General features: G+C 43.4%; 22 protein-coding genes. 8 read left to right on the forward strand and 14 right to left on the reverse strand.

Annotated features, from left to right (window positions below):
* Positions 1-657: 657 nt before the first annotated feature.
* Together L3V23_RS02590 and znuA are read right to left on the reverse strand one after the other, a co-directional pair.
* The gene (locus tag L3V23_RS02590; protein WP_102966675.1) at positions 658-4,008 is read right to left on the reverse strand and encodes an AraC family transcriptional regulator; all 3,351 of its coding nucleotides are present in this window, start codon (positions 4,006-4,008) and stop codon (positions 658-660) included.
* A 212-nt stretch (positions 4,009-4,220) separates the two neighbouring features.
* Positions 4,221-5,105, reverse strand: coding sequence for a zinc ABC transporter substrate-binding protein ZnuA (gene znuA, locus L3V23_RS02595; RefSeq protein ID WP_102963115.1), 885 nt, complete (start codon positions 5,103-5,105; stop codon positions 4,221-4,223).
* A 79-nt stretch (positions 5,106-5,184) separates the two neighbouring features.
* On the opposite strand from znuA, the gene znuC reads away from it, so the two are divergent.
* Both znuC and znuB read left to right on the forward strand, forming a co-directional pair.
* Positions 5,185-5,973: a zinc ABC transporter ATP-binding protein ZnuC gene (gene znuC, locus L3V23_RS02600; RefSeq protein WP_042483893.1), complete on the forward strand. Its 789-nt coding sequence runs from the start codon at positions 5,185-5,187 to the stop codon at positions 5,971-5,973.
* Positions 5,966-6,748, forward strand: coding sequence for a zinc ABC transporter permease subunit ZnuB (gene znuB / locus L3V23_RS02605; protein WP_042484160.1), 783 nt, complete (start codon positions 5,966-5,968; stop codon positions 6,746-6,748). The genes znuC and znuB overlap by 8 nt, the downstream gene beginning before the upstream one ends.
* 75 nt (positions 6,749-6,823) lie before the next feature.
* Here znuB and sucD read toward each other — a convergent pair whose 3' ends face one another.
* From sucD to sdhC, 8 genes are all read right to left on the reverse strand, one after another.
* Complete coding sequence (sucD, locus tag L3V23_RS02610) at positions 6,824-7,696, reverse strand: succinate--CoA ligase subunit alpha (RefSeq protein WP_102940821.1); 873 nt, start codon at positions 7,694-7,696, stop codon at positions 6,824-6,826.
* On the reverse strand, positions 7,696-8,862 hold the full coding sequence (gene sucC / locus L3V23_RS02615) for an ADP-forming succinate--CoA ligase subunit beta (RefSeq protein ID WP_042483897.1): 1,167 nt from the start codon (positions 8,860-8,862) through the stop codon (positions 7,696-7,698). Before sucC ends, sucD begins: the two co-directional genes overlap by 1 nt.
* 191 nt (positions 8,863-9,053) lie before the next feature.
* Positions 9,054-10,262, reverse strand: a complete 1,209-nt coding sequence (gene odhB / locus L3V23_RS02620) for a 2-oxoglutarate dehydrogenase complex dihydrolipoyllysine-residue succinyltransferase (RefSeq protein ID WP_042483902.1) — start codon at positions 10,260-10,262, stop codon at positions 9,054-9,056.
* A 28-nt stretch (positions 10,263-10,290) separates the two neighbouring features.
* The gene (gene sucA / locus L3V23_RS02625) at positions 10,291-13,101 is read right to left on the reverse strand and encodes a 2-oxoglutarate dehydrogenase E1 component (RefSeq protein WP_042483904.1); all 2,811 of its coding nucleotides are present in this window, start codon (positions 13,099-13,101) and stop codon (positions 10,291-10,293) included.
* Between the two features lie 89 nt (positions 13,102-13,190).
* Positions 13,191-13,901 (reverse strand): succinate dehydrogenase iron-sulfur subunit, encoded by a 711-nt coding sequence (locus L3V23_RS02630; protein ID WP_042483907.1) that lies wholly within the window; start codon positions 13,899-13,901, stop codon positions 13,191-13,193.
* 14 nt (positions 13,902-13,915) lie between these two features.
* On the reverse strand, positions 13,916-15,682 hold the full coding sequence (gene sdhA / locus L3V23_RS02635) for a succinate dehydrogenase flavoprotein subunit (protein ID WP_042483910.1): 1,767 nt from the start codon (positions 15,680-15,682) through the stop codon (positions 13,916-13,918).
* The gene (gene sdhD, locus L3V23_RS02640; protein ID WP_042483912.1) at positions 15,683-16,027 is read right to left on the reverse strand and encodes a succinate dehydrogenase, hydrophobic membrane anchor protein; all 345 of its coding nucleotides are present in this window, start codon (positions 16,025-16,027) and stop codon (positions 15,683-15,685) included.
* Entirely contained in the window at positions 16,021-16,413 is a 393-nt protein-coding gene (sdhC, locus tag L3V23_RS02645) for a succinate dehydrogenase cytochrome b556 subunit (RefSeq protein WP_102966674.1), read from the reverse strand. Before sdhC ends, sdhD begins: the two co-directional genes overlap by 7 nt.
* A 394-nt stretch (positions 16,414-16,807) precedes the next feature.
* Between sdhC and L3V23_RS02650 the strand changes: the two genes are divergently transcribed.
* Positions 16,808-18,097 carry a citrate synthase gene (locus tag L3V23_RS02650; protein ID WP_042483918.1) on the forward strand — a complete coding sequence of 430 codons (1,290 nt, stop codon included), beginning with the start codon at positions 16,808-16,810 and terminating at the stop codon, positions 18,095-18,097.
* 67 nt (positions 18,098-18,164) lie between these two features.
* Here L3V23_RS02650 and L3V23_RS02655 read toward each other — a convergent pair whose 3' ends face one another.
* Positions 18,165-18,923: a Nif3-like dinuclear metal center hexameric protein gene (locus L3V23_RS02655; protein WP_180980333.1), complete on the reverse strand. Its 759-nt coding sequence runs from the start codon at positions 18,921-18,923 to the stop codon at positions 18,165-18,167.
* Between the two features lie 80 nt (positions 18,924-19,003).
* Here L3V23_RS02655 and L3V23_RS02660 point away from each other — a divergent pair, with 80 nt between their 5' ends.
* Entirely contained in the window at positions 19,004-19,765 is a 762-nt protein-coding gene (locus tag L3V23_RS02660; protein ID WP_102966672.1) for a DUF1853 family protein, read from the forward strand.
* A gap of 77 nt (positions 19,766-19,842) precedes the next feature.
* Here L3V23_RS02660 and pgm read toward each other — a convergent pair whose 3' ends face one another.
* Complete coding sequence (gene pgm, locus L3V23_RS02665; RefSeq protein ID WP_042483924.1) at positions 19,843-21,489, reverse strand: phosphoglucomutase (alpha-D-glucose-1,6-bisphosphate-dependent); 1,647 nt, start codon at positions 21,487-21,489, stop codon at positions 19,843-19,845.
* A gap of 158 nt (positions 21,490-21,647) precedes the next feature.
* Entirely contained in the window at positions 21,648-22,199 is a 552-nt protein-coding gene (gene seqA, locus L3V23_RS02670; RefSeq protein ID WP_237291902.1) for a replication initiation negative regulator SeqA, read from the reverse strand.
* Between the two features lie 92 nt (positions 22,200-22,291).
* On the opposite strand from seqA, the gene L3V23_RS02675 reads away from it, so the two are divergent.
* From L3V23_RS02675 to fldA, 3 genes are all read left to right on the forward strand, one after another.
* On the forward strand, positions 22,292-23,056 hold the full coding sequence (locus tag L3V23_RS02675) for an alpha/beta fold hydrolase (RefSeq protein ID WP_102966670.1): 765 nt from the start codon (positions 22,292-22,294) through the stop codon (positions 23,054-23,056).
* A 116-nt stretch (positions 23,057-23,172) separates the two neighbouring features.
* On the forward strand, positions 23,173-23,394 hold the full coding sequence (locus tag L3V23_RS02680; protein WP_039424790.1) for a DUF2788 domain-containing protein: 222 nt from the start codon (positions 23,173-23,175) through the stop codon (positions 23,392-23,394).
* A gap of 56 nt (positions 23,395-23,450) precedes the next feature.
* Positions 23,451-23,978 carry a flavodoxin FldA gene (gene fldA, locus L3V23_RS02685; RefSeq protein WP_042483937.1) on the forward strand — a complete coding sequence of 176 codons (528 nt, stop codon included), beginning with the start codon at positions 23,451-23,453 and terminating at the stop codon, positions 23,976-23,978.
* 117 nt (positions 23,979-24,095) lie between these two features.
* Here fldA and L3V23_RS02690 read toward each other — a convergent pair whose 3' ends face one another.
* Positions 24,096-24,608 (reverse strand): DUF4442 domain-containing protein, encoded by a 513-nt coding sequence (locus L3V23_RS02690; RefSeq protein WP_042483940.1) that lies wholly within the window; start codon positions 24,606-24,608, stop codon positions 24,096-24,098.
* A gap of 257 nt (positions 24,609-24,865) precedes the next feature.
* On the opposite strand from L3V23_RS02690, the gene fcrX reads away from it, so the two are divergent.
* Positions 24,866-25,315: a ferric iron uptake transcriptional regulator FcrX gene (gene fcrX / locus L3V23_RS02695; RefSeq protein WP_042483943.1), complete on the forward strand. Its 450-nt coding sequence runs from the start codon at positions 24,866-24,868 to the stop codon at positions 25,313-25,315.
* The last annotated feature ends 62 nt before the right edge of the window (positions 25,316-25,377 follow it).

Consider the following 25,377-nt stretch of genomic DNA (forward strand, 5'->3'; position numbering starts at 1 on the left):
ATAACCCAACAAATATTGCGTGAAATCAAACATTGCTAAAATGGCAACTCATGCTTAATGACTTCTTCATCTCGTCAAAAACGTTAATTTCAAAAGCTACTTTTAAATATTAAAACGTGCTGATTTTTCTTACCCCTCAATGAGAAACAAAATAAAATCATTAATAACAACAACTTAAAATCAATAAATTTTGTTGTCGTTTTTCTTATAGAAAATTGTCGTTAATTTTATAAGGGTATAAGTACGGTTTGATTATAGTCACTCCCGTCTTCACACATTCTCGAAGACATTTATTCCAGAAGTGATGCTATGTCACTCCGGCAGCAAGCGAAGGTGTCTTTGGCACCCGTGGTATAGTCCCCCGGCTATACCACGGTTTTTTTTATCTGCAGATACCCAATCCAGTCCCAGCACGTCTTACTGCCCAAAACCACTGATAAGCAAAACAAATAAATAGCCTTCTCCAACCTACTTCGACTAGATATAGCTTCGATTACAGATAATGACTCGCAGCTTTGTTGCTTTAACTTCTGTTAATTTCTCTTGGGATCTCTATTGAAGAGCTTTTAATGGACTCAAAAAGTCATGTCCAAGGTAAGCTGTAGTCATAGGTCGAAAAAAGAAGGTACTAATAAGGAATAAGGAAGATGAACACCTTTAATCTTGGTGTTCATCGATAAACTGAGTTGGAGACAAACCGAAATGATGTTTAAAACGCTGACTGAAATAAGAGGGGTCATTGAAGCCACACTCATACGCTGCCTGAGATACCTTCTCTCCACTTAGCAAGCGTTGACAAGCTTTCTCCAATCGTACTTCGTTCAGATATTCTTTAAATGTTTTACCCGTAGCTGTTTTAAATCGTCTTTGGAAACTTCGTTCAGACATAAATAATACTTTCACTACATTAGCAGTGCTAAATTCCGCATCAGAAAAATTATCGACAACAAGCTGTTCAACCTTACTGAGCCATAAACACTCAGTATCATCTAGGATATTGTCACCTGAACACTTTGAGTATGAATCCAAGTCTGTTTCCAGTTTTTCAATATCTGCCGCTGGCCAAGATAGCTGCACAACATTCTGTTCCTTAGACACATAGACATTCATTTCACCGCCCGATTGCTCAGCAAGATCGCTTAGCTGATTGAGAGCAAAACCCGACGTGGTTGTCATGGTCTGTTCGACATTTTTAGCGCTTCCTCCTTGGTCACTCAAGGTTACCAAAACACGCCCATTCACTTCATAGCAACGAACAACGAGCGATTGATTCTTGAATAAACGTTTCATTGCCTCTGCAAATAAAGCATTAAAAATCACATCCAGATTGAACTGCTGTAATTTTACGTAACTTCTTCTACTTTGAATTTCCGTGTCCAGAATCATTCCAGCAATAGAAAATTCATCACTCCAGCTGCTCACTACCGATTCCAGAACCAGAGATAGGTTATGCGTTAAAGTCGTCGACTCATTATCGGAACGCACGTTTTTAACCTGTTCCAACTCGATTCTGGCTTCTTCCACCAGAGTTTCTAGTTCTTCTTGATTCGCTTCACGAGCTCCGAGTTTTAGCTTTTCTAATCTTGGCTCTATAGCCAATAAAATGTTTTCCAACAGTGCGTGGCGAACCTGAATCTGCTTGCGAAGTTGCAAGTTATTGCTGAGTACGATTTTACTTTGGTGCCTAAGCTGACTGGTTTTCAAATCCACTTGCTCTTTGAGCAATCGGTTTGCTTTCATCATCATGCGTGAGCGCCACCAAACAACGAATATCAACAAAGAAATGAGGCTCAGTACATAAACGATGAAAGCCGTCATAGAGAGATACCATGGCTCTATAACGTGAAACGATAAATAGCTTTCTAATTTGTTACGTTGCTCTGTTGTAGAGCTTCGTAAATGGAGTTGATAATGGCCCGGCCGTAAATAATCAAGCGTGAGTTGGGACCCATCAATAGGTAACCACGGACTGCTTTCCGTTAACTTATACTCAAGACTCAAGTTCACTGTTTGGGGTAAAGCGCCAAAAGTGAGGCTTAATGATCGGCCATAATCCACACTAATCTCCGAGGGACTTCCTACCGACAACAGCTTATCGTCAACCTTGATTTGACTAATAATGACCGGAGAATGAGGCAGACTTGAGACGGACAATTCTTCAGCCGAAACTTTCACCATACCTAGTGCAGACCCAATAACTAACTGTGGGTAAACCGAACTATTGCTCGAAGTACAAACACTAGGAAGAAACTCATTGTTGATTAACCCGTAAGGTTCACCAAAATGTTTTTTTACTGCGCCTTGATGGCTATAAAGGGTTAACCCTCTAGAAGAGGATAGCCATATTCCTTGGGACGTTTCCATCAAACATTTAGGGCTAATGCTGTCTTCAGCCAAAATAATAGAGAACAATTTACCATTATCACTTTGCTGTTTGTACACGCCATAATCACTCGCATACCAGACATTTCCGTCTCGATCTTCAATCACTGAATGGTTTTGACCATACTCGCTGCTCGCACTATCGAAAGTGATTCTCTGATCTCTGATGGAATAAGTGCCGTGCTCAGTACCAATAAGGATGCCATTGTGCCGTGTCGCTTTTAACTGCGTGATAGTGGCAGGAAGATAAGCATCCACTAACCAATCGTCGCCATATTCCACGAACACTTTGGTGACTGTGTTGTAAGACCACAGTTTATTACCAGACACACCCCATAATTCTTCATGGCTATCCACTTCAATTCGATCCACTTTGGAATGGGTTAGCAAAAGTGGAAGCGAGGTTTTCACTACTTTTGAATGCACGACATCGAATTTGACTAAACCGTCATCGGTGGCTAGCCATAGAACGTTCCCCATTAAGACTGAATCATTGACTTGCCCTTCATAAAGCAGCTCTCGTCGTGGTGATTGATTAAAATTAATGCGAGCTACACCCGTTGACGTCGAGAGCAAAAACTCGTCGCTGCCTTGCAGATAAGCGATGTTTTTAATATCGGCGTTCAAGCCGCTATTCGTCAGTTTCTTGGACAAAACACGATTAAATTTCTGACCAAACATTGAGTAGTAAAACACACCTTTCTCAGAGGCAATCCATATCCCCCCTTGTGCGTCGTTCACTAGAGAAAAAATCTTATGACCTTTAAGCGAGTAAGCACTGTGTACGTTACTCTTTAGCTTTGTCGTACTCTGATTCAACAATGAGTGGACGAACAAACCGTTCTCTGTGCCTATCCAATATTCATTTTCTGTTTCAGCAATAGAGAGTACGTGCGATTTAGCTATTTTTTGAGGATCTTTAGATTTGTTTTTCAAATCAACCAGCAGTACACCATCTAATGTTCCAACAAGCATCTCTCTACGCTTTTCGGAGAAGAATAAAGTTTCAACGTAGTCATCGCCCGAACGAGGTACATGAATAAAACTGTGATTTTCTGATAGGAAAACACCGGAGTTTGTTGCTAGCACCCACTTTGAAATGCCGAATGTCGCATCATTAACCACAACCCTTTTTGACTTATCAAAGTGAGTCAGTGTTTTTAGAGTGTAAGACTCGAGTAAAAGCGATTGCGTATTGTAAGTGTAGAAATAGTCTTTGCTTACCATCCAAATAGACTTTCCAGAGACGCCTATCTTATCAATGACCGTTCCTGCAGGAAGGTCAACGACACGGGTTCGTACATCATTGGTCGATATTTTGTTCAGACTGCCATCTATCACAGTCCAGAAAGCATTGTTCAAGTAAACAAGTTGCTGGTAATCATTGGACAGAATGGAACCTTGCCTCGGCAAAATGGCTTGCCCGTCAAAAAAACGTATTTTGCCATGGACATCGTGCAGCCAAATACCCCCCGCATCACCAACGAATAAGCTTTTGGCCGCGTAGACTTTGCCCTGTGTTTGAGTTGGTAGAGGATAAAACACAGAAGGAGACTTTTCGATGGCGTTTGCTGAAAACACGCCAAAGTAAAAGACAGCAAAGACAAGACACAGGATGCGATACAAAATAAGCCCTTTCTACGACCAAAGAGGTTTGCGAATGTTAATTCGCGACAAAAAATAACTCGCATTGTATAGAAAAACAGCGATAGTTGAAGGGGGAAATGAGATAAAATTTGCTTTCTCAGCGTGTATCACAAATGAAAGACGATAAAAAATCGCCTTTCATAGTGTGAATATCTGTAAATGTCACTAAGTAATAAATGAATTACCCAAAGTTATTTCGCGAGACAGTCGTAATAACTGTCGCTCATAGAATGGAGAAACTCGAAGTAACTACCTTTAGCTACAGGGATATCGACACCTAAAGGATCGAGAACTCCCGTTTGAGCATCACTGCCTCTCACCACACTTTCAATTACTGCAGGTTGAAACTGAGGCTCAGAGAAAACACATTTAGCTTCATTAGCAGCCAGTGCTTTACGTATGTTAATCAGAGTTTTAGCACCCGGCTTTCTGTCTGGGCTGACGGTAAAATGGCCAATATTGTTCAAACCATAATGCTGCTCAAAGTAATCATAAGCATCGTGGAAAACGTAATACGGCTTATGCTTTACTTGGTCTAGCTTGGCGGCAATTTCTTTATCTGTTTGATGTAACGAGTTAATAAAGTCGCTCAAATTTTTGTTGTATATGTCTTTATGCGCTACATCTGAAGCAACAAGAGCTTGTGTAATCGCCTTTGCCACCTGTTCTACCTGTTCTACGCCCAACCAAAAGTGCGGGTCATGAGTTCCATGGTTATGACCATCATGTTCATGATCATGCCCCACTTCACCATAAGAACGTAGCTTCAAATCAGGTATTTCACTTAGCGTTAAGACGTTGTCTTGCTGACTGAGAACTTTCTCCAAAAAAGGTTCCAGATCTTTACCGAACCAAATAACCAAAGAACTGTGGCGAATGGTTTTGACATCCGAAGGGCGAAGGGCGTAATCGTGTGGTGACGCATTGGCTGAGAGCAAAACTTCTGGCTCGGTCACTCCTAGTGTCAACTCATGCGTAATCATCTGAATAGGTTTAATACTTGTCAGAATGGTATTTGCCCAACTAGAAAAGGGTAAGACAATAAGACTCAATAAAAGAGTGATTCTAGAAAACATGGATGTCGTATATCCTGTGGCGTTAATATTGGATAAATGTTACATTATAACATCAGTCAATTGCAAATGAGTTCCATTAATGTCAGCGCTTATTGAGTTGCAAGATATCTGCGTAGATTTCAACCAACTCCGAGTATTAGATCGCGTCAACCTTGCTCTTTCAAAAGGAAAGATAACAACCCTTATCGGACCAAATGGAGCAGGAAAATCGACTTTAGTTAGAGTACTGCTCGGTCTTCACACACCGACTTCAGGTAATGTCGTCAAAGCTAAAAATGTAAAGATTGGCTACGTTCCTCAGAAGCTAAAGCTTAACGATACGTTACCACTCACCGTAGAGCGTTTTCTTAAACTCGCTGGTAAGTATAGTCGTCAGGAACTCACCGAAGCGATGCGATTGGTTGGTGCTGAACATTTGGCAAAAAATGACATGCACAAGTTGTCTGGTGGCGAAAACCAACGAGTACTGCTTGCACGTGCTTTGCTACAAAGACCTGACATCCTTGTATTGGATGAGCCTGCTCAAGGTGTGGATGTGCAAGGCCAAATTGACTTATACGATTTAATCAATACCATTCGTCAGCGTTTCGGCTGTGGTGTATTTATGGTTTCCCATGATCTTCATCTGGTAATGGCAAAAACCGATGAGGTGATTTGTTTGCATCACCATGTGTGTTGTTCCGGTACACCGGAGCACATCACCAAACACCCAAGTTATATTGCTTTATTCGGTGACCGTAGCCGAGAAACATTGGCGTTTTATCATCATAACCATGAGCACCATCATCATGATCTTTCTGGTCAGCCAGTAAAAGGCGATGCTGGTACATGTTCTCACCACTCCCATGGTCATCATCAACATGATTGAATTTCTACTTCCATCGATTCTTGCTGGTATTGGCATTGCGATTATTGCAGGACCATTAGGCTCATTTGTCGTTTGGCGCAAAATGGCCTACTTTGGCGACACGTTAGCTCACGCCTCTCTTATGGGGCTTGCGTTGGGCTTTCTTTTGGACATCAATCTTTATTTTGCGCTGCTTATTTGTTGTTTAGGATTGGCCTTCATTTTAGTAACGCTGCAAAAGCAGCAATTGGTTGCTACCGATACATTGCTCGGCATCCTGGCTCACAGCTCTCTATCGCTCGGTTTGATTGCTGTTAGTTTTCTGGACAATGTTCGTATTGATTTGATGAGTTATCTGTTCGGCGATCTGCTTGCAGTAAACCCTTCTGACCTAATCTTTATCTGGAGCGGTGTGATCATTGTAGGCGCGATTCTTTATCTGTTTTGGCGTCCATTGCTTTCAAGCAGTGTGAATGAAGAACTTGCTTCGGTAGAAGGCATCAACATTGACCTGATGCGTTTGGTACTCATGCTATTAGTAGGTTTAGTTATCGCTGTGGGCATGAAGTTTGTGGGTGCCCTGATCATGACCTCACTACTTATTATTCCGGCAGCGACCGCAAGACGACTGGCTCAAACACCAGAGCAGATGGCACTGTTTGCCTCTCTAATCGGCATCATCAGCGTTCTGTGCGGACTAACTTTATCTTGGCACTTTGACACACCAGCGGGTCCATCTGTCGTTATCAGCGCAAGCACATTGTTTATGCTTAGCCATATCGTTAAAAGAAGTTAATGGTTTCTTTAATACCTTAGCGCTTCCAATAAAAAACCCAAGCCTGAGCTTGGGTTTTCTTTATCTTGAATGAGATTACCAACCGGTAACTTCACGCAGAGCTTTACCGATGTCCGCTAGGCTCTTAACCGTTTTCACGCCAGCAGATTCAAGTGCAGCAAATTTCTCTTCCGCTGTACCTTTACCACCAGAAATGATTGCGCCCGCGTGGCCCATACGTTTACCCGGAGGAGCAGTTACACCTGCAATGTAAGAAACAACAGGCTTAGTCACGTTTTCTTTGATGAACGCTGCTGCGTCTTCTTCCGCTGTACCACCGATTTCACCAATCATTACGATTGCTTCAGTCTCTGGGTCTTCTTGGAACAGTTTTAGAATATCGATAAAGTTTGAACCCGGAATTGGATCACCACCGATACCGACACACGTTGACTGGCCAAAACCTTCGTCAGTAGTCTGTTTAACCGCTTCATAAGTCAGAGTACCTGAACGAGATACGATACCTACTTTACCTTTCTTATGAATGTGACCAGGCATGATACCGATCTTACATTCGTCCGGCGTAATAACACCCGGACAGTTTGGACCGATCATACGTACGCCAGTTTCTTCCAGCTTCACTTTCACATCGATCATATCGATAGTTGGGATGCCTTCAGTGATCGTTACGATTAGCTGAATACCTGCATCAATAGCTTCTAGAATTGCATCTTTACAGAATGCTGCTGGTACGTAGATAACCGTCGCTGTAGCGCCTGTTGCTTCTACTGCTTCACGTACAGTGTTGAACACAGGTAGACCTAGGTGAGTTTGACCACCTTTACCTGGAGAAACACCACCAACCATTTGCGTTCCGTAAGCGATCGCTTGCTCAGAGTGGAAAGTACCTTGGCCGCCAGTAAAACCTTGGCAGATCACTTTAGTATCTTTGTTAATAAGTACAGACATTATTTGCCCTCCGCAGCAGCAACAACTTTTTGAGCTGCGTCAGTTAGAGACTCAGCTGCAATGATATCAAGACCAGAACTTGCAAGAACTTCACGACCAAGCTCCGCGTTCGTACCTTCTAGACGAACAACAACTGGAACGCTTACGCCAACTTCTTTCACTGCTCCGATAATACCTTCTGCGATCATGTCACAGCGTACGATACCACCAAAGATGTTTACTAGAACGGCTTTCACATTGTCATCAGATAGGATGATCTTGAATGCTTCAGCTACACGCTCTTTCGTTGCACCACCACCTACATCTAGGAAGTTTGCAGGTTTGCCACCGTGTAGGTTAACAATGTCCATTGTACCCATTGCTAGACCAGCACCGTTAACCATACAGCCAACGTTACCGTCTAGAGCTACGTAGTTCAGTTCCCACTGAGCTGCGTGTGCTTCACGCTCGTCTTCCTGTGAAGGATCGTGCATTTCACGCAGTTTAGGTTGACGGTACATAGCGTTTGAGTCGATATTGATTTTACCGTCGAGGCACAATAGGTTGCCTTCGCCAGTAATCACAAGAGGGTTGATCTCTAGTAGAGCTAGATCGTACTGAGAGAACATTTGGCCAAGACCCATAAAGATCTTAACGAATTGTTTAATTTGGTCACCAGCAAGGCCTAGTTTGAACGCAAGTTCACGACCTTGGTAAGCTTGTGGGCCTACGAGTGGATCAATCGCTGCTTTGTGAATTAACTCTGGAGTCTCTTCAGCAACTTTTTCAATTTCTACACCACCTTCTGTTGACGCCATGAACACAATTTTACGTGTAGCACGGTCAACAACTGCACCTAGGTACAATTCATTTGCGATGTTTGACGCTTCTTCAACCAGAATCTTAGCAACAGGCTGACCGTTTGCATCTGTTTGATAAGTTACTAGGTTTTTACCTAGCCACTTTTGAGCGAACTCTTTAACGCCTTCTTTAGTGTCGTGAAGTTCTACACCACCCGCTTTACCGCGGCCACCTGCGTGAACCTGACACTTAACGACTTTTTTCGCTGTACTGATACGGCCAGCAGCTTCGAAAGCTTCTTGTGGCGTATCACATGCATAACCTTCGGGTACAGGCAATCCAAATTCTGCAAACAGCTGTTTGGCTTGGTATTCATGCAAATTCATTTTGATATTCCGTTTGTTCTTCCTTTGAAGGAATTATTATTTCCATAACGCTACAGTCTTGGCTGCGTTTGCGTTCGTAGGGCTTTACAAATAAGTCGTTGAAACTTAGATGAAGGCCAGATGTTGGGCAGTCTAGCCTTGGGCGCTATGGGCGTCTAGTCACCCTAGGGTAACTAGACGTTTTAGCGATATTAAATGTCTAATAGCAGACGTGCAGGGTCTTCTAGTAGTTCCTTAACGGTTACTAGGAAGCCTACTGACTCACGGCCATCGATTAAACGGTGGTCGTAAGATAGAGCTAGGTACATCATAGGTAAGATTTCAATCTTACCGTCCACTACCATTGCGCGATCTTGAATCTTATGCATACCCAAGATTGCCGCTTGTGGTGGGTTGATGATTGGCGTAGACATTAGCGAGCCAAATACACCACCGTTAGTGATAGTGAAGTTACCACCCACTAATTCATCTACCGTCAACTTACCGTCACGACCTTTAAGTGCGAGTTCTTTGATGCCTTTTTCCACTTGAGCAAAACCAAGGGTATCCGCATCTTTAAGCACTGGCGTCACCAAACCACGAGGTGTTGATACCGCAATGCTGATATCAAAGAAGTTGTGGTAAACGACATCGTCGCCATCCAATGAAGCATTCACTTCTGGGTAACGTTTTAGAGCTTCTGTTACGGCTTTCACGTAGAAAGACATAAAACCAAGACGAATACCGTGGCGCTTCTCAAACTGGTCTTGATACTGCGCACGAAGATCCATAATAGGCTTCATGTTCACTTCGTTGAACGTCGTCAACATTGCAGTGCTGTTCTTCGCTTCAAGCAGACGCTCTGCAATACGCTTACGAAGGCGAGTCATCGGCACGCGTTTTTCACTACGAGCTGCAACAGGTGCTGGCGCTGCTGCTTCAGCAACAGGAGCTGGTGCTGCTTTGTTCGATGCTAGGTGTGCTTCGATGTCTTCACGAGTAATGCGACCGCCTACACCAGAACCTTTCACGTCACTCGCTTCTAGGTTGTGTTCTGCAAGCAGACGACGAACTGCTGGGCTTAGCGCATCGTTCGTTTCTTCAGTCAACGTCGCTTTGTGACGTTTATCTGGAGAAGCTTCGCTTGAATCCGCAGAGTCTTTAGTTGGCTCGCCTGCAACAACTCCAGGAGTTAGGCGTGCAAGTAGTTGTTTAGAAAGAACGGTTGCACCTTCTTCTTCAAGAATCGCTTCTAGTACACCTTCTTCCGGAGCTGGTACTTCTAAAACAACTTTATCAGTTTCGATTTCAACAATGACTTCGTCACGAGCAACCATGTCGCCCGGTTTCTTGTGCCAAGTCGCGACAGTTGCGTCCGCTACTGATTCAGGTAAGTCTGGAACCAGAATTTCAATTGTCATATCTGTGTCTTCCTTTTACTTCTAGTTCTTAAGCTATGTTCAGAGCGTCATCAACTAACGCTTTCTGCTGCTTCAAGTGTACCGACATATAGCCTACTGCTGGTGATGCAGAAGCAGGACGGCCTGCATATTTCAAATCGGCGCCTGCTGGGATCGCCGCACGGAAATTGTGTTGACTACAGTACCAAGCGCCTTGGTTTTGAGGCTCTTCCTGACACCATACATAATCAACAGCGTTAGTGTATTGTTCGATAGCCGCTTGTACTTCTTCCATCGGGAATGGGTAAAGCTGTTCAATACGAACGATAGCAACATCATCTTGTTCATTGCTACGACGTTGCTCTAACAAGTCGTAGTAAACTTTACCTGAACAGAATACAACGCGTTTAACGTTAGCAGGGTTCAAATCGTCAATTTCACCGATAGCTGGCAAGAATGTACCTTGCGCTAGCTCTTCCATGCTTGACACACATAGAGGATGACGAAGCAGAGATTTTGGTGACATAACAATGAGCGGACGACGCATCTTACGTACAACCTGACGACGCAGCATGTGATAAACCTGTGCTGGTGTAGAAGGTACGATAACTTGCATGTTTTGCTCTGCACATAGCTGCAGGTAACGTTCTAGACGTGCAGACGAGTGCTCTGGGCCTTGACCTTCGTAGCCGTGAGGCAGCAGCATAGTCAAACCACATAGACGAGCCCACTTCTGTTCGCCAGAAGAGATGAATTGGTCGATAACAACCTGCGCACCGTTGGCAAAGTCACCAAACTGAGCTTCCCAAATGGTTAAACCACTAGGTTCAGCTGTCGCATAACCATATTCAAATGCCAATACTGCTTCTTCAGATAACACCGAGTCCAAAACTTCAAATGGACCTTGGTTGTCATGAATATTCGCTAAAGGAATGTACGTGCTCGCGTCTGTTTGGTTGTGTAGAACCGAATGACGGTGGAAGAACGTGCCACGTCCAGAGTCCTGACCAGAGATACGAATTCGCTTACCATTATCAACCAAAGTTGCGTAAGCCAAAGTTTCCGCCATACCCCAATCAAGTTTTTTCTCACCAGTAATCATAGCCTTACGGTCGTTGTAGATTTTTTCTACACGACTTTGAAGCTTATGACTCTCTGGATGCGAACAAGTGCGTGTTGCAAGCTCTTTCAGGCGATCAAGATCAATTTGGCTATCCCAATCAATATTCCAATCGTGACCTAAGTACGGAGACCAGTCTACAGAGTGCATTGCCATTGGGCGCCATTCTTTAACGACGACTTCACCACGATCCAATGCATCACGATATTCATTCACCAATTGAGTGGCTGTCTCAATATCGCATTCTTTACGATCGATCAGCACATCAGCGTATAGCTTACGTGGTGTTGGGTGTTTTTTGATTTTCTGGTACATCAGAGGCTGAGTTGCATTTGGCTCATCAGCTTCGTTGTGTCCATGACGACGATAACAAACAAGGTCAATCACGACGTCACGTTTGAACTCATTACGGTAATCCAGTGCAATGCGTGTTACGAACGCAACCGCTTCTGGATCGTCTGAGTTAACGTGGAAGATTGGCGCCTGAACCATTTTCGCGATGTCAGTACAGTACATGGTTGAACGAGTGTCGCGAGGGTTTGAAGTCGTGAAACCAACTTGGTTGTTAACCACGATACGAACCGTACCACCAACACAGTAACCGCGAGCCAATGACATGTTAAATGTTTCAGCTACAACACCTTGCCCCGCAACAGCAGAGTCACCGTGAATAGTAATAGGAAGTACTTTGCTACCATCTTCATCGCCTAGACGATCTTGACGTGCGCGCACAGAGCCCATAACTACTGGGTTTACAATCTCAAGGTGAGAAGGGTTAAACGCCAGTGCTAAGTGAACATCGCCACCTGGAGTTGCGAAATCCGCTGAGAAACCTTGGTGGTATTTAACGTCACCTGTACCCCATGTTTCGTCGTGCTTGCCAGCAAACTCATCAAACAAATCTTGAGGTTTTTTACCCAAAACGTTAACAAGCATATTCAAGCGACCACGGTGCGCCATACCAACAACAACTTCACGCATACCGTTTTTACCGGCATGACGGATCAGCTCTTTAGTCATTGGGATTAATGCATCACCACCTTCCAGTGAGAATCGTTTCGCGCCTGGGAATTTTGCGCCTAAATAGCGCTCAAGGCCTTCCGCTGCAGTTAATTCATCAAGGAAAGTGTTTTTCTCTTCGAGAGTGAAAGATGGCTGACCTACTACTGATTCTAAACGTTGTTGGATCCAACGCTTTTGCTCAGTGTCTGTCATGTGCATGTATTCAGCACCGATAGAACCACAATAAGTCTGTTCTAGAGATTTGTAGATGTCCTTTAACTTCATGGTTTCTGTGCCAACGGCAAAAGAACCAACGTTAAAAGTTTCTTCCATATCATCTTCGGTAAGATTGTGGAAAGCAGGATCCAATTCCGCCACTGGTGGGCGTTTCCACAAATTTAGGGGGTCAAGTTTAGCAGCTTCATGTCCGCGGAAGCGGTAAGCATTGATAAGCTGTAATACTTTTACTTGTTTTGCATCGACTTCGGGGTCACTAACTTGGACATTGTAATGCTTTGTCTCTTGAGCGAGTCGTCGGAAGTAATCACGGACACGTGAATGCGGCTGTTCAACCACATTTTCAGGCTGCGTAGGCAAACCATCAAAAACACGTTTCCACTCCTCACTTACCAGATCGGGATCACTTAGATACAGTTCGTAGATATCTTCTACATAAGTTGCATTGGCGCCAGCCAAGTGTGAAGACTCGAGCCATGCCTTCATCACGCCGTTGTGCATTATTTTCCCTTAACTAGTAGGTTTCACGTTTGCTTCGGTCTATGCCGAGCTACAAAGGCAGGCCCTAGAGCCTGCAATCTTGTGACTATTTAAACAGAACGATTAATCAGCATTGATTTAATATGACCGATTGCTTTCGTCGGATTTAACCCTTTAGGACAGACACTTACACAATTCATGATGCCATGGCAACGAAAAACGCTAAATGCATCATCAAGATTAGATAAGCGTTCATCTGTCGCAGTGTCACGACTATCAATTAACCATCGATAAGCAGCTAAAAGACCTGCAGGACCAATAAACTTATCAGGATTCCACCAGAACGAAGGACATGAAGTTGTACAACATGCACACATGATACATTCGTACAGACCATCTAAATGCGCGCGCTCTTCAGGAGACTGTAAGTTTTCACGTGAAGGAGGTAAATCACCTTCAGAGATCAGGAACGGTTTCACTTTTGCGTAGTTGTCATAGAACTGGGTCATATCAACGATCAAGTCACGAACAACTGGCAAACCAGGTAGTGGACGAATCACAATTTTACTGCCTTTAAGTGCAGATAAAGGCGTGATACATGCCAGACCGTTTTTACCATTCATGTTTAAACCATCGGAACCACAAACACCTTCACGACATGAACGACGGAATGCGATTGTAGGATCTTGTTCTTTCAGCAAAATCAGTGCATCAAGAACCATCATATCCGAGCCTTCTTCAACCTCAAGCACATACTCTTTCATATACGGCTTGTTGTCTACATCCGGGTTGTAACGATACAAAGAGAAGTTCAATTTCATTGGTTAATCCTCCCTTAGTATGTACGGATTTTTGGAGGGAACGCTTCACGATGTACAGGCGTCATGTTTACATCACGCTTGCTCATCTGTTCCGTCTCAGGGTTGTAGATAGAGTGACATAGCCAGTTAGCATCATCACGGTCTGGGAAATCGAAGCGAGCATGTGCGCCACGGCTTTCTGTACGGTAGTTCGCCGCAACAGCCGTTGAGAATGCTGTTTCCATCAAGTTATCCAGCTCTAGACACTCAATACGCTGAGTGTTGAACTCAGAAGACTTATCTGAAAGATGAGCTTCTTGCAGACGCTCACGAATCACTTTCAGCTCTTCTAAACCTTGTGCCATTGCATCACCTTCACGGAATACCGAGAAACTGTTTTGCATACAACGTTGTAGGTCTTTACGGATTTGGAATGGGTCTTCGCCGCCTTTGCTGTTTTCCCAACGCATGGTACGCGCTAGAGAGGCTTCGATATCCGATTCAGTTGCTGGACGAGCTTCTGCTTGCGCAGCAAGAGTTTCACCTAGGTGAAGACCGGTTGCACGACCGAATACCACTAGGTCAAGCAGTGAGTTACCACCTAGACGGTTTGCACCGTGAACAGATACAGATGCAATCTCACCACAAGCAAACAAGCCTTGAACTTCCATATCTTTACCAGAAGCATCTTGCTTAATCGCTTGACCAGAAACTTGAGTTGGTACACCACCCATCATGTAGTGACAGGTTGGAATAACTGGAATTGGTTCTTTTACTGGGTCAACGTGAGCAAAGGTACGAGAAAGCTCACAGATACCAGGTAGACGAGACTCAAGAACGTCTCTACCTAAGTGATCCAGTTTCAGCTTGATGTGTGGACCCCAAGGACCATCACAACCACGACCTTCACGAATTTCAATCATCATTGAACGAGCAACAACGTCACGACCAGCAAGGTCTTTTGCGTTTGGAGCATAACGTTCCATGAAACGTTCGCCGTCTTTATTTAGAAGGTAACCACCTTCACCACGACAACCTTCAGTTACCAATACACCCGCACCCGCAATACCTGTTGGGTGGAATTGCCACATTTCCATGTCTTGCATTGGTACACCAGCACGCAGTGCCATACCGACACCGTCACCTGTGTTGATATGAGCATTAGTCGTAGAAGCGTAGATACGACCCGCACCACCTGTTGCCAGAATCGTTGCTTTAGATTTGAAGTAACAAATCTCACCAGTTTCCATACATAGAGCAGTACAACCTAAGATGGCACCATCTTGGTTCTTCACTAAATCCAGTGCGTACCACTCAGAGAAAATGGTTGTCTTATGTTTGATGTTTTGTTGGTAAAGAGTGTGCAGTAGCGCGTGACCAGTACGGTCAGCCGCAGCCGCCGTACGAGCAGCCTGCTCGCCACCAAACTCTTTAGATTGACCACCAAACGGACGTTGATAGATTGAACCATCTTCAAAACGAGAGAATGGAAGACCCATGCGCTCAAGTTCGATAACAGATTCAGGACCGTTCTTACACATATATTCGATAGCATTTTGGTCACCGATGTAATCAGAACCTTTTACCGTATCGTACATGTGCCACTGCCAGTTATCTTTGTGAGAGTTACCAAGAGCAACGGTAATACCACCTTGAGCAGATACTGTGTGTGAACGAGTTGGGAATACTTTAGATAGCAAAGCACAAGATAAGCCTTGCTCAGAAATTTGCAGCGCAGCACGCATGCCAGCACCACCAGCGCCGATTACTACGGCATCAAACTCACGAACAGGAATAGTCACTTACGCACCCCACAAAACAAACAGGCCAGAGAAGAAGTACCCAAACAGAATTGCAATGACGACTAATTGAAGACCGCCACGAAGTTTAGAACACTTTACGTAGTCAGTTAGTACTTGCCATAAGCCAATCCAGCCGTGGATAAGTACTGAAACTAACGCCAACATTGTGAAGACTTTAGTAAACGTTCCTCCGAAGAAGGACGTCCATGAGGCATATGAGATATCTGTGAAAGCGCAGAAACTCACGAGATAGATCGTATAAAGAGTCATGATGATCGCGGTAGAGCGAATTAGTAAGAAATCATGAACTCCATTGCGACCGAATGAAGAAACGTTTTTTACCATACCAAGATCCCCGCCAATACAGATAGAACGGCTGTTGCACCGAAAGCAACTTTCGCACTCATTGCTCCAGATTCAAGCTCCTCGAAATGACCAAGATCCATCAATAAATGACGAATACCACCAGCAATGTGGTAGGCCAAAGCGGTTAAAATTCCCCAAAGAATAAACTTGGCGAAAAAACCACCTACAAGATAACTCGCGTCCATGAAGCCTTGTGGCGAAGATAATGATAAGGATAGTAACCAAAGTAGTATGCCGACTGCGACAAACGTAATAACCCCTGACACACGGTGAAGGATTGATGCGATTGCGCTAATCGGAAAGCTAATGGTCTGTAAATCTAAATTAACAGGTCTTGACTTTCTTTCTTTCACGGGCTTGCTCACTCAGCTCCATTGAGCATTTATAGTTATGAATGTTTTTTGGTGGCAAAGCCATAAAACTTAACATTTACTTAACAAATAATCGCTATATCTAGCACTTAAATTGTAAATAAATTGTTAACAATCAGAATAAAAACCTCTCATTCTAATTGTTTCTAGCCTTGAATTTATAAGGTTTCCACCAAAATTAACTGCGCCAATATACGGCTGGCAACATTCTAATACAATTGATGTAACAATTTTTGCTACATAGAACAGATTTTTAACTTTATATGTATAAAAAATCAAAGAAAGTGCACACATCAGATGAAGAAAATTGACTTTGATGTGGATCAGACGTAAAAAAAGGCACACAAAACATCCTGGACGGATTAAATAATAAACAAAGGAGATTGTTATGGCAGATAAGAAAGCGACCCTTCATATTGAAGGTAAAGCGCCAATTGAACTGCCGATTATGGACGGGAGTATCGGCCCACAAGTAATCGATGTTCGCAAACTTGGAGCGAATGGCTACTTCACATTTGACCCGGGTTTTCTTGCCACTGCATCCTGTGAATCTCAAATCACTTACATCGACGGCGACAAAGGTGTTCTGCTACACCGCGGTTACCCTATCGATCAGTTAGCCAATAATGCCGACTATTTAGAAGTGTGTTACATCCTTCTTTACGGTGAAGCCCCTACTCGTGAAAAATACGAAGAGTTCAAGAAAATTGTAACTCGCCACACTATGGTGCATGAGCAAATCGCAAGCTTCTTCCACGGCTTCCGTCGTGATGCTCACCCAATGGCCGTTATGTGTGGTGTAGTTGGTGCACTTGCAGCCTTCTACCATGACTCTTTAGACATCAATAATGACCAACACCGCGAAATCGCGGCGTACCGTCTATTGTCTAAAATGCCAACGTTGGCAGCGATGTGTTACAAGTACTCTGTAGGTCAACCATTTATTTACCCACGTAATGATCTTGGCTATGCAGAAAACTTCCTACACATGATGTTCGCAACACCATGTGAAGAGTATGACGTTAACCCAGTGGTTGCTCGCGCGATGGATAAAATCTTTACCCTTCACGCAGACCATGAGCAAAACGCATCAACTTCAACAGTGCGTCTAGCTGGTTCTTCTGGTGCTAACCCGTTTGCATGTATTGCAGCAGGTATCGCATCTCTTTGGGGTCCTGCTCACGGTGGTGCTAACGAAGCATGTCTACGTATGCTTGAAGAGATCGGTTCTGTAGACAAGATTCCTGAATACGTTGAGCGTGCTAAGGATAAAGATGACCCGTTCCGCCTAATGGGCTTCGGTCACCGTGTTTACAAAAACTATGACCCTCGCGCTACGGTTATGCGTGAAGCATGTCACGACGTGCTTAAAGAGCTTAACATCAAGGATCCTCTATTGGATGTGGCGATGGAGCTTGAGCGTATTGCCCTATCAGATGAATACTTCATCGAGAAGAAACTTTACCCGAACGTAGATTTCTACTCAGGTATCATTTTGAAAGCGATTGGTATTCCAGTATCAATGTTCACAGTAATCTTTGCGATGTCTCGTACTATCGGTTGGATTGCACACTGGAACGAAATGCACAGCGACCCTCAAAATCGTATCGGTCGTCCGCGTCAGCTTTATACTGGTCTTACAATGCGTGACTTCGAGCCTCTACACGAGCGCGAATAACTCCGTATTAATACGTACTAATAAAAAGAGCGAGATAATATCTCGCTCTTTTTATTTCTGTTATCAACTAAACTGGATTATCAATATCAATAAAAGTCACATCAAATCCATGTTGTTCAGCTAACCATTCACCTAACGCTTTGATGCCGTATCGCTCAGTTGCATGATGACCTGCGGCAAAGTAGTGAATGTTGAGTTCTCTCGCCGAATAAGTGGTACGTTCTGAAATCTCGCCAGATATGAAAGCATCCATACCTTGTGAAGCCGCTAACTCAATAAAATCCTGACCACCACCAGTACACCAACCCACTTGCAGTATTTTCTTATCTGCCAATTCAGGTTCGATATGTAATGGCTCGCGATTTAACACAGTAGCTATACGTTGCGCTAATTCTGCTCCCGTCATTTCTTTCTCAAGCCGACCAAACATCGCCACAGATTGTGGATGGCCTTCCAGTCCACCTTCAACTTCAATCTCTAATAGCTGAGCAAGCTGAGCGTTGTTGCCCAGTTCAGGGTGAATATCTAAGGGTAAATGATAAGCGAATAAGTTGATGTCGTTCTTTATCAATTGGCGTATGCGTTCGCCTTTCATACCACGAATCGCCTCGTTTTCACCTTTCCAAAAATATCCATGGTGAACCAAAATCGCATCCGCATTCATCTTTATTGCCTCTTCAATGAGAGCTTTGGATGCCGTCACACCTGTGACAATTTTTTTGATTTCTTTTCGACCTTCAACTTGAAGACCATTGGGGCAATAATCTTTAATTAGTTGCGGAGAGAGAGTCGCGTTCAATAACGCTTCAAACTGTAAATTATTCATCTCAAATTCCATTGCTTAATGGGTATGACGAGGTTATAACAATTTCAGAATAAATTGTCGAAATATGCTCGGGTAACTATATGGACTTAAAACCGTTAATTGATTGGGTAACAACCACCCCGTCAATATTTAAAGCATCACCACCTATTGCAAGCAGGGCACCGTTTTCCAAGCCTGTACAAAGAAAATGGACAGCATATCAAGGCAACCAGCGACTTGGATTTTTATATCAACACCTGTGCTCTGAGCTTTTCAAATCCACCCCTACTTACAGCGCTATTGCGGAAGAAATTCAGCTTGTTCATGAAGGTAAAACATTAGGTTCTGTTGATTTCATTCTAAAAAACCGCAAAACCGAACAATTTGAGCACTGGGAAGTCGCAGTAAAATTCTATTTGCTTCATCAAGGTCTTTGGTATGGCCCGAATGCCGAAGACAGACTCGACCTTAAACTATCTCATATGCTCAACCATCAGTTACCCCTTTCCAGCAGCGAACAGTTTTCGTTGAAACATCCTTTATGGTCGAACGCTTCACAGCACCTTCTTATGCAAGGCAGATTGTACATCAACCCATTTACCCCTGAACCAGTACCCAATGAATGCTTAGGCTTCTCTATCAACGTCGATCAAATACAAGGCCGTTGGTGTTATCAATCACAAGCTCATTTAATTAAAGAATCACTCTATCTGTTGGATAAAGCTCAGTGGCTAACAGGAAGAAACGAAGCCTCTCAACGCTACTCAGATCCACAGGAAGGATTTGTTCACTGCCAATCTGAATCGGGCGTATTCTGGTTTATATTGCCAGAAACGTGGCCAGCGCAAGACCAAACCATATAGTTATCACTATCTCAAATGTAAAAAGAGAGGCGACCTAGTCGCCCCTCTTCATTTAAAATTCACGTAACAAACAAAAACTATAAACCAGCGGCTTTAAACACCTGATTTACGATTTCTTGCGCTTCTTTCTCGATCTGAGCTAAATGTTCAGCGCCTTTGAAGCTTTCGCAGTAAATTTTATAGATATCTTCAGTACCTGACGGACGAGCGGCGAACCAACCGAAGTCAGTTGTCACTTTCAAACCACCTATCGCAGCACCATTACCCGGCGCATGTGTAAGACGAGCCGTAATTGGGTCACCAGCCAATGTTTGAGCAGCAACCATTTCAGCTGAAAGTTTACTTAACACGTCTTTCTGTGGACCATTAGCTACCGCTTGAATACGGTTGTAGCGAGATTCACCGTGCTTAGCTGCTAATTCATCATAATATTGCTGAGGATTTTTACCCGTCACGGCGGTAATTTCAGCCGCTAATAAGCATAAGATGATGCCGTCTTTATCCGTTGACCAAGGCGTGCCATCTTTACGTAAGAAAGAAGCACCTGCACTTTCTTCTCCACCAAAGCCAAATTTACCGCTGTATAAGCCATCAACAAACCATTTGAAGCCAACTGGCACTTCGCACAGTTCACGACCAAGATCCGCAACAACCTTATCGATAATCGCGCTGGATACCAGTGTTTTACCTACAGCAACCTCTTTGCCCCAACCGTCACGATGGCGGTATAGGTAATCGATACATACTGCTAAGAAATGGTTTGGATTCATTAAACCTTTTGGTGTAACGATACCGTGGCGGTCGTAATCTGGGTCATTACCAAATGCCAGATCATACTCATCTTTAAGCGCAAGCAGACCTGCCATTGCATAAGGTGATGAACAGTCCATACGAACCACACCGTCTTTATCTAAAGACATAAACTGGAACGTTGGGTCAATTGCTTCGCTCACCAGCGTTAAATCTAGGTTGTATGCTTTACCAATTTGACGCCAGTAATCGATACCGCTTCCGCCTAATGGATCAACACCAATTTTCAGGTTCGCTTTTTGAATCGCTTCCATATCGATAACGTTAACCAAGTCATCAATATAAGGCTTCACCAAATCCACTTGTTTGAACAGCGGAGATTGTTTTGCTTCGCTAATCGCAACACGTTTTACGTCTTGCATATTGTTAGCAATGATCTCGTTAGCACGATCTTCAATAGCTTTGGTTAACTGACCTTCCGCAGGACCACCGTGAGTTGGGTTATATTTGATACCGCCATCCTGAGGTGGGTTGTGAGACGGTGTGATCACAATACCGTCTGCTTTCGCGTCATGCTTTAAGTTGTAAGTCAGGATCGCATGAGAAATACCCGGTGTTGGTGTGTAGCCGTTGTTCTCTTGCACAATCACTTCGACACCATTTGCAATCAGCACTTCAACCACAGAGCTGAATGCAGGTTCAGAAAGAGCATGAGTATCTTTACCAACAAATAGAGGGCCTTTTGTACCTTGTGCTGCACGCACTTCAACCACAGCCTGAGCAATCGCCAAAATATGATTTTCGTTGAAGGTAGATTTATCCGCTGTGCCGCGGTGACCTGAAGTACCGAATTCTACTTTATGTGCAGAGTTACTTGGATCAGGTTGGAGTAGGAAGTAGTTTGCGACTAACGCAGGAATGTTATGTAAATCTTCTTGTTGCGCTTTCTGCCCAGCACGCGGGTGCATAGCCATAATGACATCCTTTCTAAAATTCAGACAAAATAAAACCTCATAATACGAACTTTGTATTGTGCATTATGAGGTTTGAATCAGACTTTTTTGTTTTTCAGTTCGAGATTTAGATCGCGCTTTCTCTTTAGTGAACGTTCTCTTTGTAGTTAACGTTCGTATTAGATAGCGTTGGTTACTTTCTCGATAATGTCTGCTGGGAAATTCATCAGCGTCATCACTTGCTCAACCATCTGTTGTTTGCGGCTGGTGTTGTTATTAGTGATAACCCAGAATGGCGTGTTAGGAATCGCTTTTGGCTTTGTTGTTTGACCATTAGCCAATAAGGTCTGTTCGTTATCAGCAAAATACACACGTTTACGGCCTTTAACTGACATAGCGTCAGAGAAACTTGCCGAATCAATACGGTAAAGTGTAGACAGCACCAACATAAAACGGTCGACTGCTTTCTTTAATCCCGCAAACTCATCAGAAATCAGTAAAGTGCGCATTTCTTTTACGCTGTCCACTTTCGTTTCTTGAGCAGCATCTTTACTCACAACGATACCTTTCGGTTCAGCAGCTACAGCAAGAGCTTCTGGCTTGGCAGAAGATGTGTTCTTGTTATCTACATCCAACAGACGGCGCAAAATATCAGACGCGCTCTCACCGATATGAAGGGTTTGACCCGCGATGTAGCGGTATAGATCCTCATCAACCTCTATTGTTTTCATTCGCTTTTCACAATCTCAATGTTTAAACTCTGAGGGATTATAGCGAGATCTTTGCCGAGACTCTACGTTAAACCAATCACTAATAAGATAAAATGTCAGCACTTCTAAATTATAAACTCGAAGGTGAGGGTCACACCGTTGTTTTGATCCACGGCTTATTTGGCAACTTAGACAATTTAGGTTTACTCGCCCGCGATTTAAAAACCGATCACCAAGTACTGAGTATTGACCTGCGCAACCATGGTCAATCCTTTCATAGTGACGAACATGACTATGCAGTGATGGCTAATGATGTAAAGCAGCTTCTTGAGTCACTTAACATCGAAAAAGCGATTGTGATTGGTCACTCGATGGGTGGCAAAGTTGCGATGAAGCTGGCTGATATTGATGCTTCGAGACTAGAGAAACTCGTGGTACTTGATATGTCTCCGGTCAAATATACCAAGCGTAAACATGATGCAGTCATCGCAGGGTTAGATTCCGTACTGGAAAACAAACCCTCTTCACGCGGTGAAGTCATGGAGCTATTAGCCCAGCACCTCGAAGAAGACGGAATTCGCCAGTTCTTGGGCAAATCGCTTACCAAGCAAGATGACCATATGACTTGGCGATTCAATGTACCAAGCATCAAACAGAACTACTGGAATATCATCGGCTGGGAACCCATTGCCCCTTGTGATGTACCAACCCTGTTTATTAAAGGTGGTAACTCAGACTATCTAACTGCTGAGCATCAACCTCAAATACAAGCGCAGTTTAAGCAGGCAAAAGCACACGTCATCGCTAACACAGGCCACTGGTTACATGCAGAAAAGCCAGCAGAAGTATTACGCGCCATTCGTAAGTTTATTGACTAAAGAGCAATTTATAGCCAATAAGCCAACTAAGTGTGAATTCGGTAATGTTGCATCCATTAACTTTGCTTAATAACAGTGGTATAGTGCGCGCAAGCAAATTGGCATAAAGGATACCCATGCTGTACGACTACATGAATATGCTCGAATCTATCGGGCTAGACTTGCTTTTTGCATCTATCTTTTTCTTAATCGGTATGGCGATTAAAGATGTATTGAAACAAGGTAATGTGCCAGTTTTTGGCCGTCGTATTGTTTGGTTAGTTCTATTTTTAGGTTGTGCAGGCTTTATCGCAAAAGGTCTTATCCAACTCAGTTGGGAAGGCACAGGTTTGGGTTAATTCCCCCAACACGTCGATTTCCCCGCAACCCATAACAATTTAAAGGTAAAGGCTCTATGGCAAGTGTAGGTATCTTCTTTGGTAGCGATACAGGTAACACCGAAGCGATTGCAAAGATGATTCAAAAACAACTCGGTAAAAATCTGGTTCATGTTCAAGATATTGCGAAAAGCAGCAAAGAGGACATCGATAACTTCGATCTTTTACTTCTAGGTATCCCTACTTGGTATTATGGTGAAGCTCAATGTGACTGGGATGACTTTTTCCCAGAACTAGAAGCCATTGACTTCTCTACTAAGCTGGTTGCAATTTTCGGCTGTGGTGACCAAGAAGATTATGCAGAATACTTCTGTGATGCGATGGGTACAGTACGTGACATCGTTGAAGCAAAAGGTGCAACTATCGTAGGTAACTGGTCAACAGAAGGCTACGAGTTTGAAGCGTCTAAAGCACTTGTTGATGAAAACCACTTTGTAGGTTTATGTATTGATGAAGACCGCCAACCTGAATTGACAGAAGAGCGCGTCACTAAGTGGGTACAACAAGTTTATGAAGAAATGTGTCTTGCTGAACTAGAAGACTAATCGTTTCTCTTGAAAATAAGCCCTTGCATTGCAGGGGCTTATTTTTATCTATTAAAAACAACAAGTACGCGAATCAACTTGTCCCGAGTTTAACTGTCAGAGTTGATACTCTCAGAGTTAATTCACCGACTCAGTACACGCTTCATCATCGCCTTCGCGATATTTAGGTTTCTTACGCACGTACAATTTACGATGCACTTCAGAGACGACTTCACCACGTGCATTCTTGACGTGAATAATGAATTCAGGAAAACACTTATCCCCTGTCGCGGTCATATTTAAAATCGAATTTAATTGCTCGTCAGTAATCCTAAATTCCGCAAACAGATCTGAATGTCCGGGTTTTATGAAGTTGATACTCGCCTCTTTATCCCAAACGTAATACTGCTCACCAAGAATACCCATTAACATCAGAGAGTAGACCGGATCTGTTAAAGAAAAAATACTGCCCCCATATTGGCTTCGATTGGCATTTTTGTTCCACCAGCGTAATTTCAAACGCATTTTTGCTTCGCGAAAATCCGTACTAATAGACTCAATTTTTATGCCCGCCCCCCAGAACGGAGGCCAACTATTCAATGCATACTTCACAATATTAGGTTTATATAGCTTCGAGAGTATTTTATTCATGCTATCCGTGCCTTAGACTCTAGATTGCTTTGCGCCTGCGCCCGCAAATGGACTCGCATATGGCGCCAATAAAAAGCAGAATTAATGTTAAATAATTGTAACTGGTCTAATCACTTTTATCAGTGACATAGCACGACTTTAAGAGAAAACACTAGTAACCCTCTGAACTTCGTGGTTTATTGTTCAGTGCGAGTAACCTATAATGTTGAGCAACATTGAATTCTGTTATTTACTGCAGATCATCAACGGGAAGATATATGTCAGACAATAACCAAGCGCTAAAAGATGCTGGTCTTAAAGTAACCCTACCAAGGCTAAAGATTTTAGAAGTTTTACAACAGCCTGAGTGCCAACATATTAGTGCTGAAGAGCTCTACAAAAAGCTAATTGATCTTGGCGAAGAGATCGGTCTTGCTACGGTTTACCGAGTTCTAAACCAATTTGATGATGCAGGTATCGTTACTCGCCATCATTTTGAAGGCGGCAAGTCAGTATTTGAATTATCAACTCAACACCATCACGACCATCTTGTATGTCTAGATTGTGGTGAAGTAATTGAATTTTCTGATGAAGTGATTGAGCAGCGTCAAAGAGAGATTGCACAGCAATACAATGTTCAGTTGACCAACCACAGCTTATACTTGTACGGAAAGTGTGGTGACGGTACTTGTAAAGAAAACCCAGACGCACACAAACTGAAAAAATAATTACGTTTGTCTGTATCTCTAATTTAAGAAGCCGAGTGATTATTGCACTCGGCTTTTTTATT

Origin of the sequence: Vibrio sp. A1-b2 (assembly GCF_021726015.1) — a bacterium.
Taxonomy (GTDB): Bacteria; Pseudomonadota; Gammaproteobacteria; order Enterobacterales; family Vibrionaceae; genus Vibrio; species Vibrio diazotrophicus.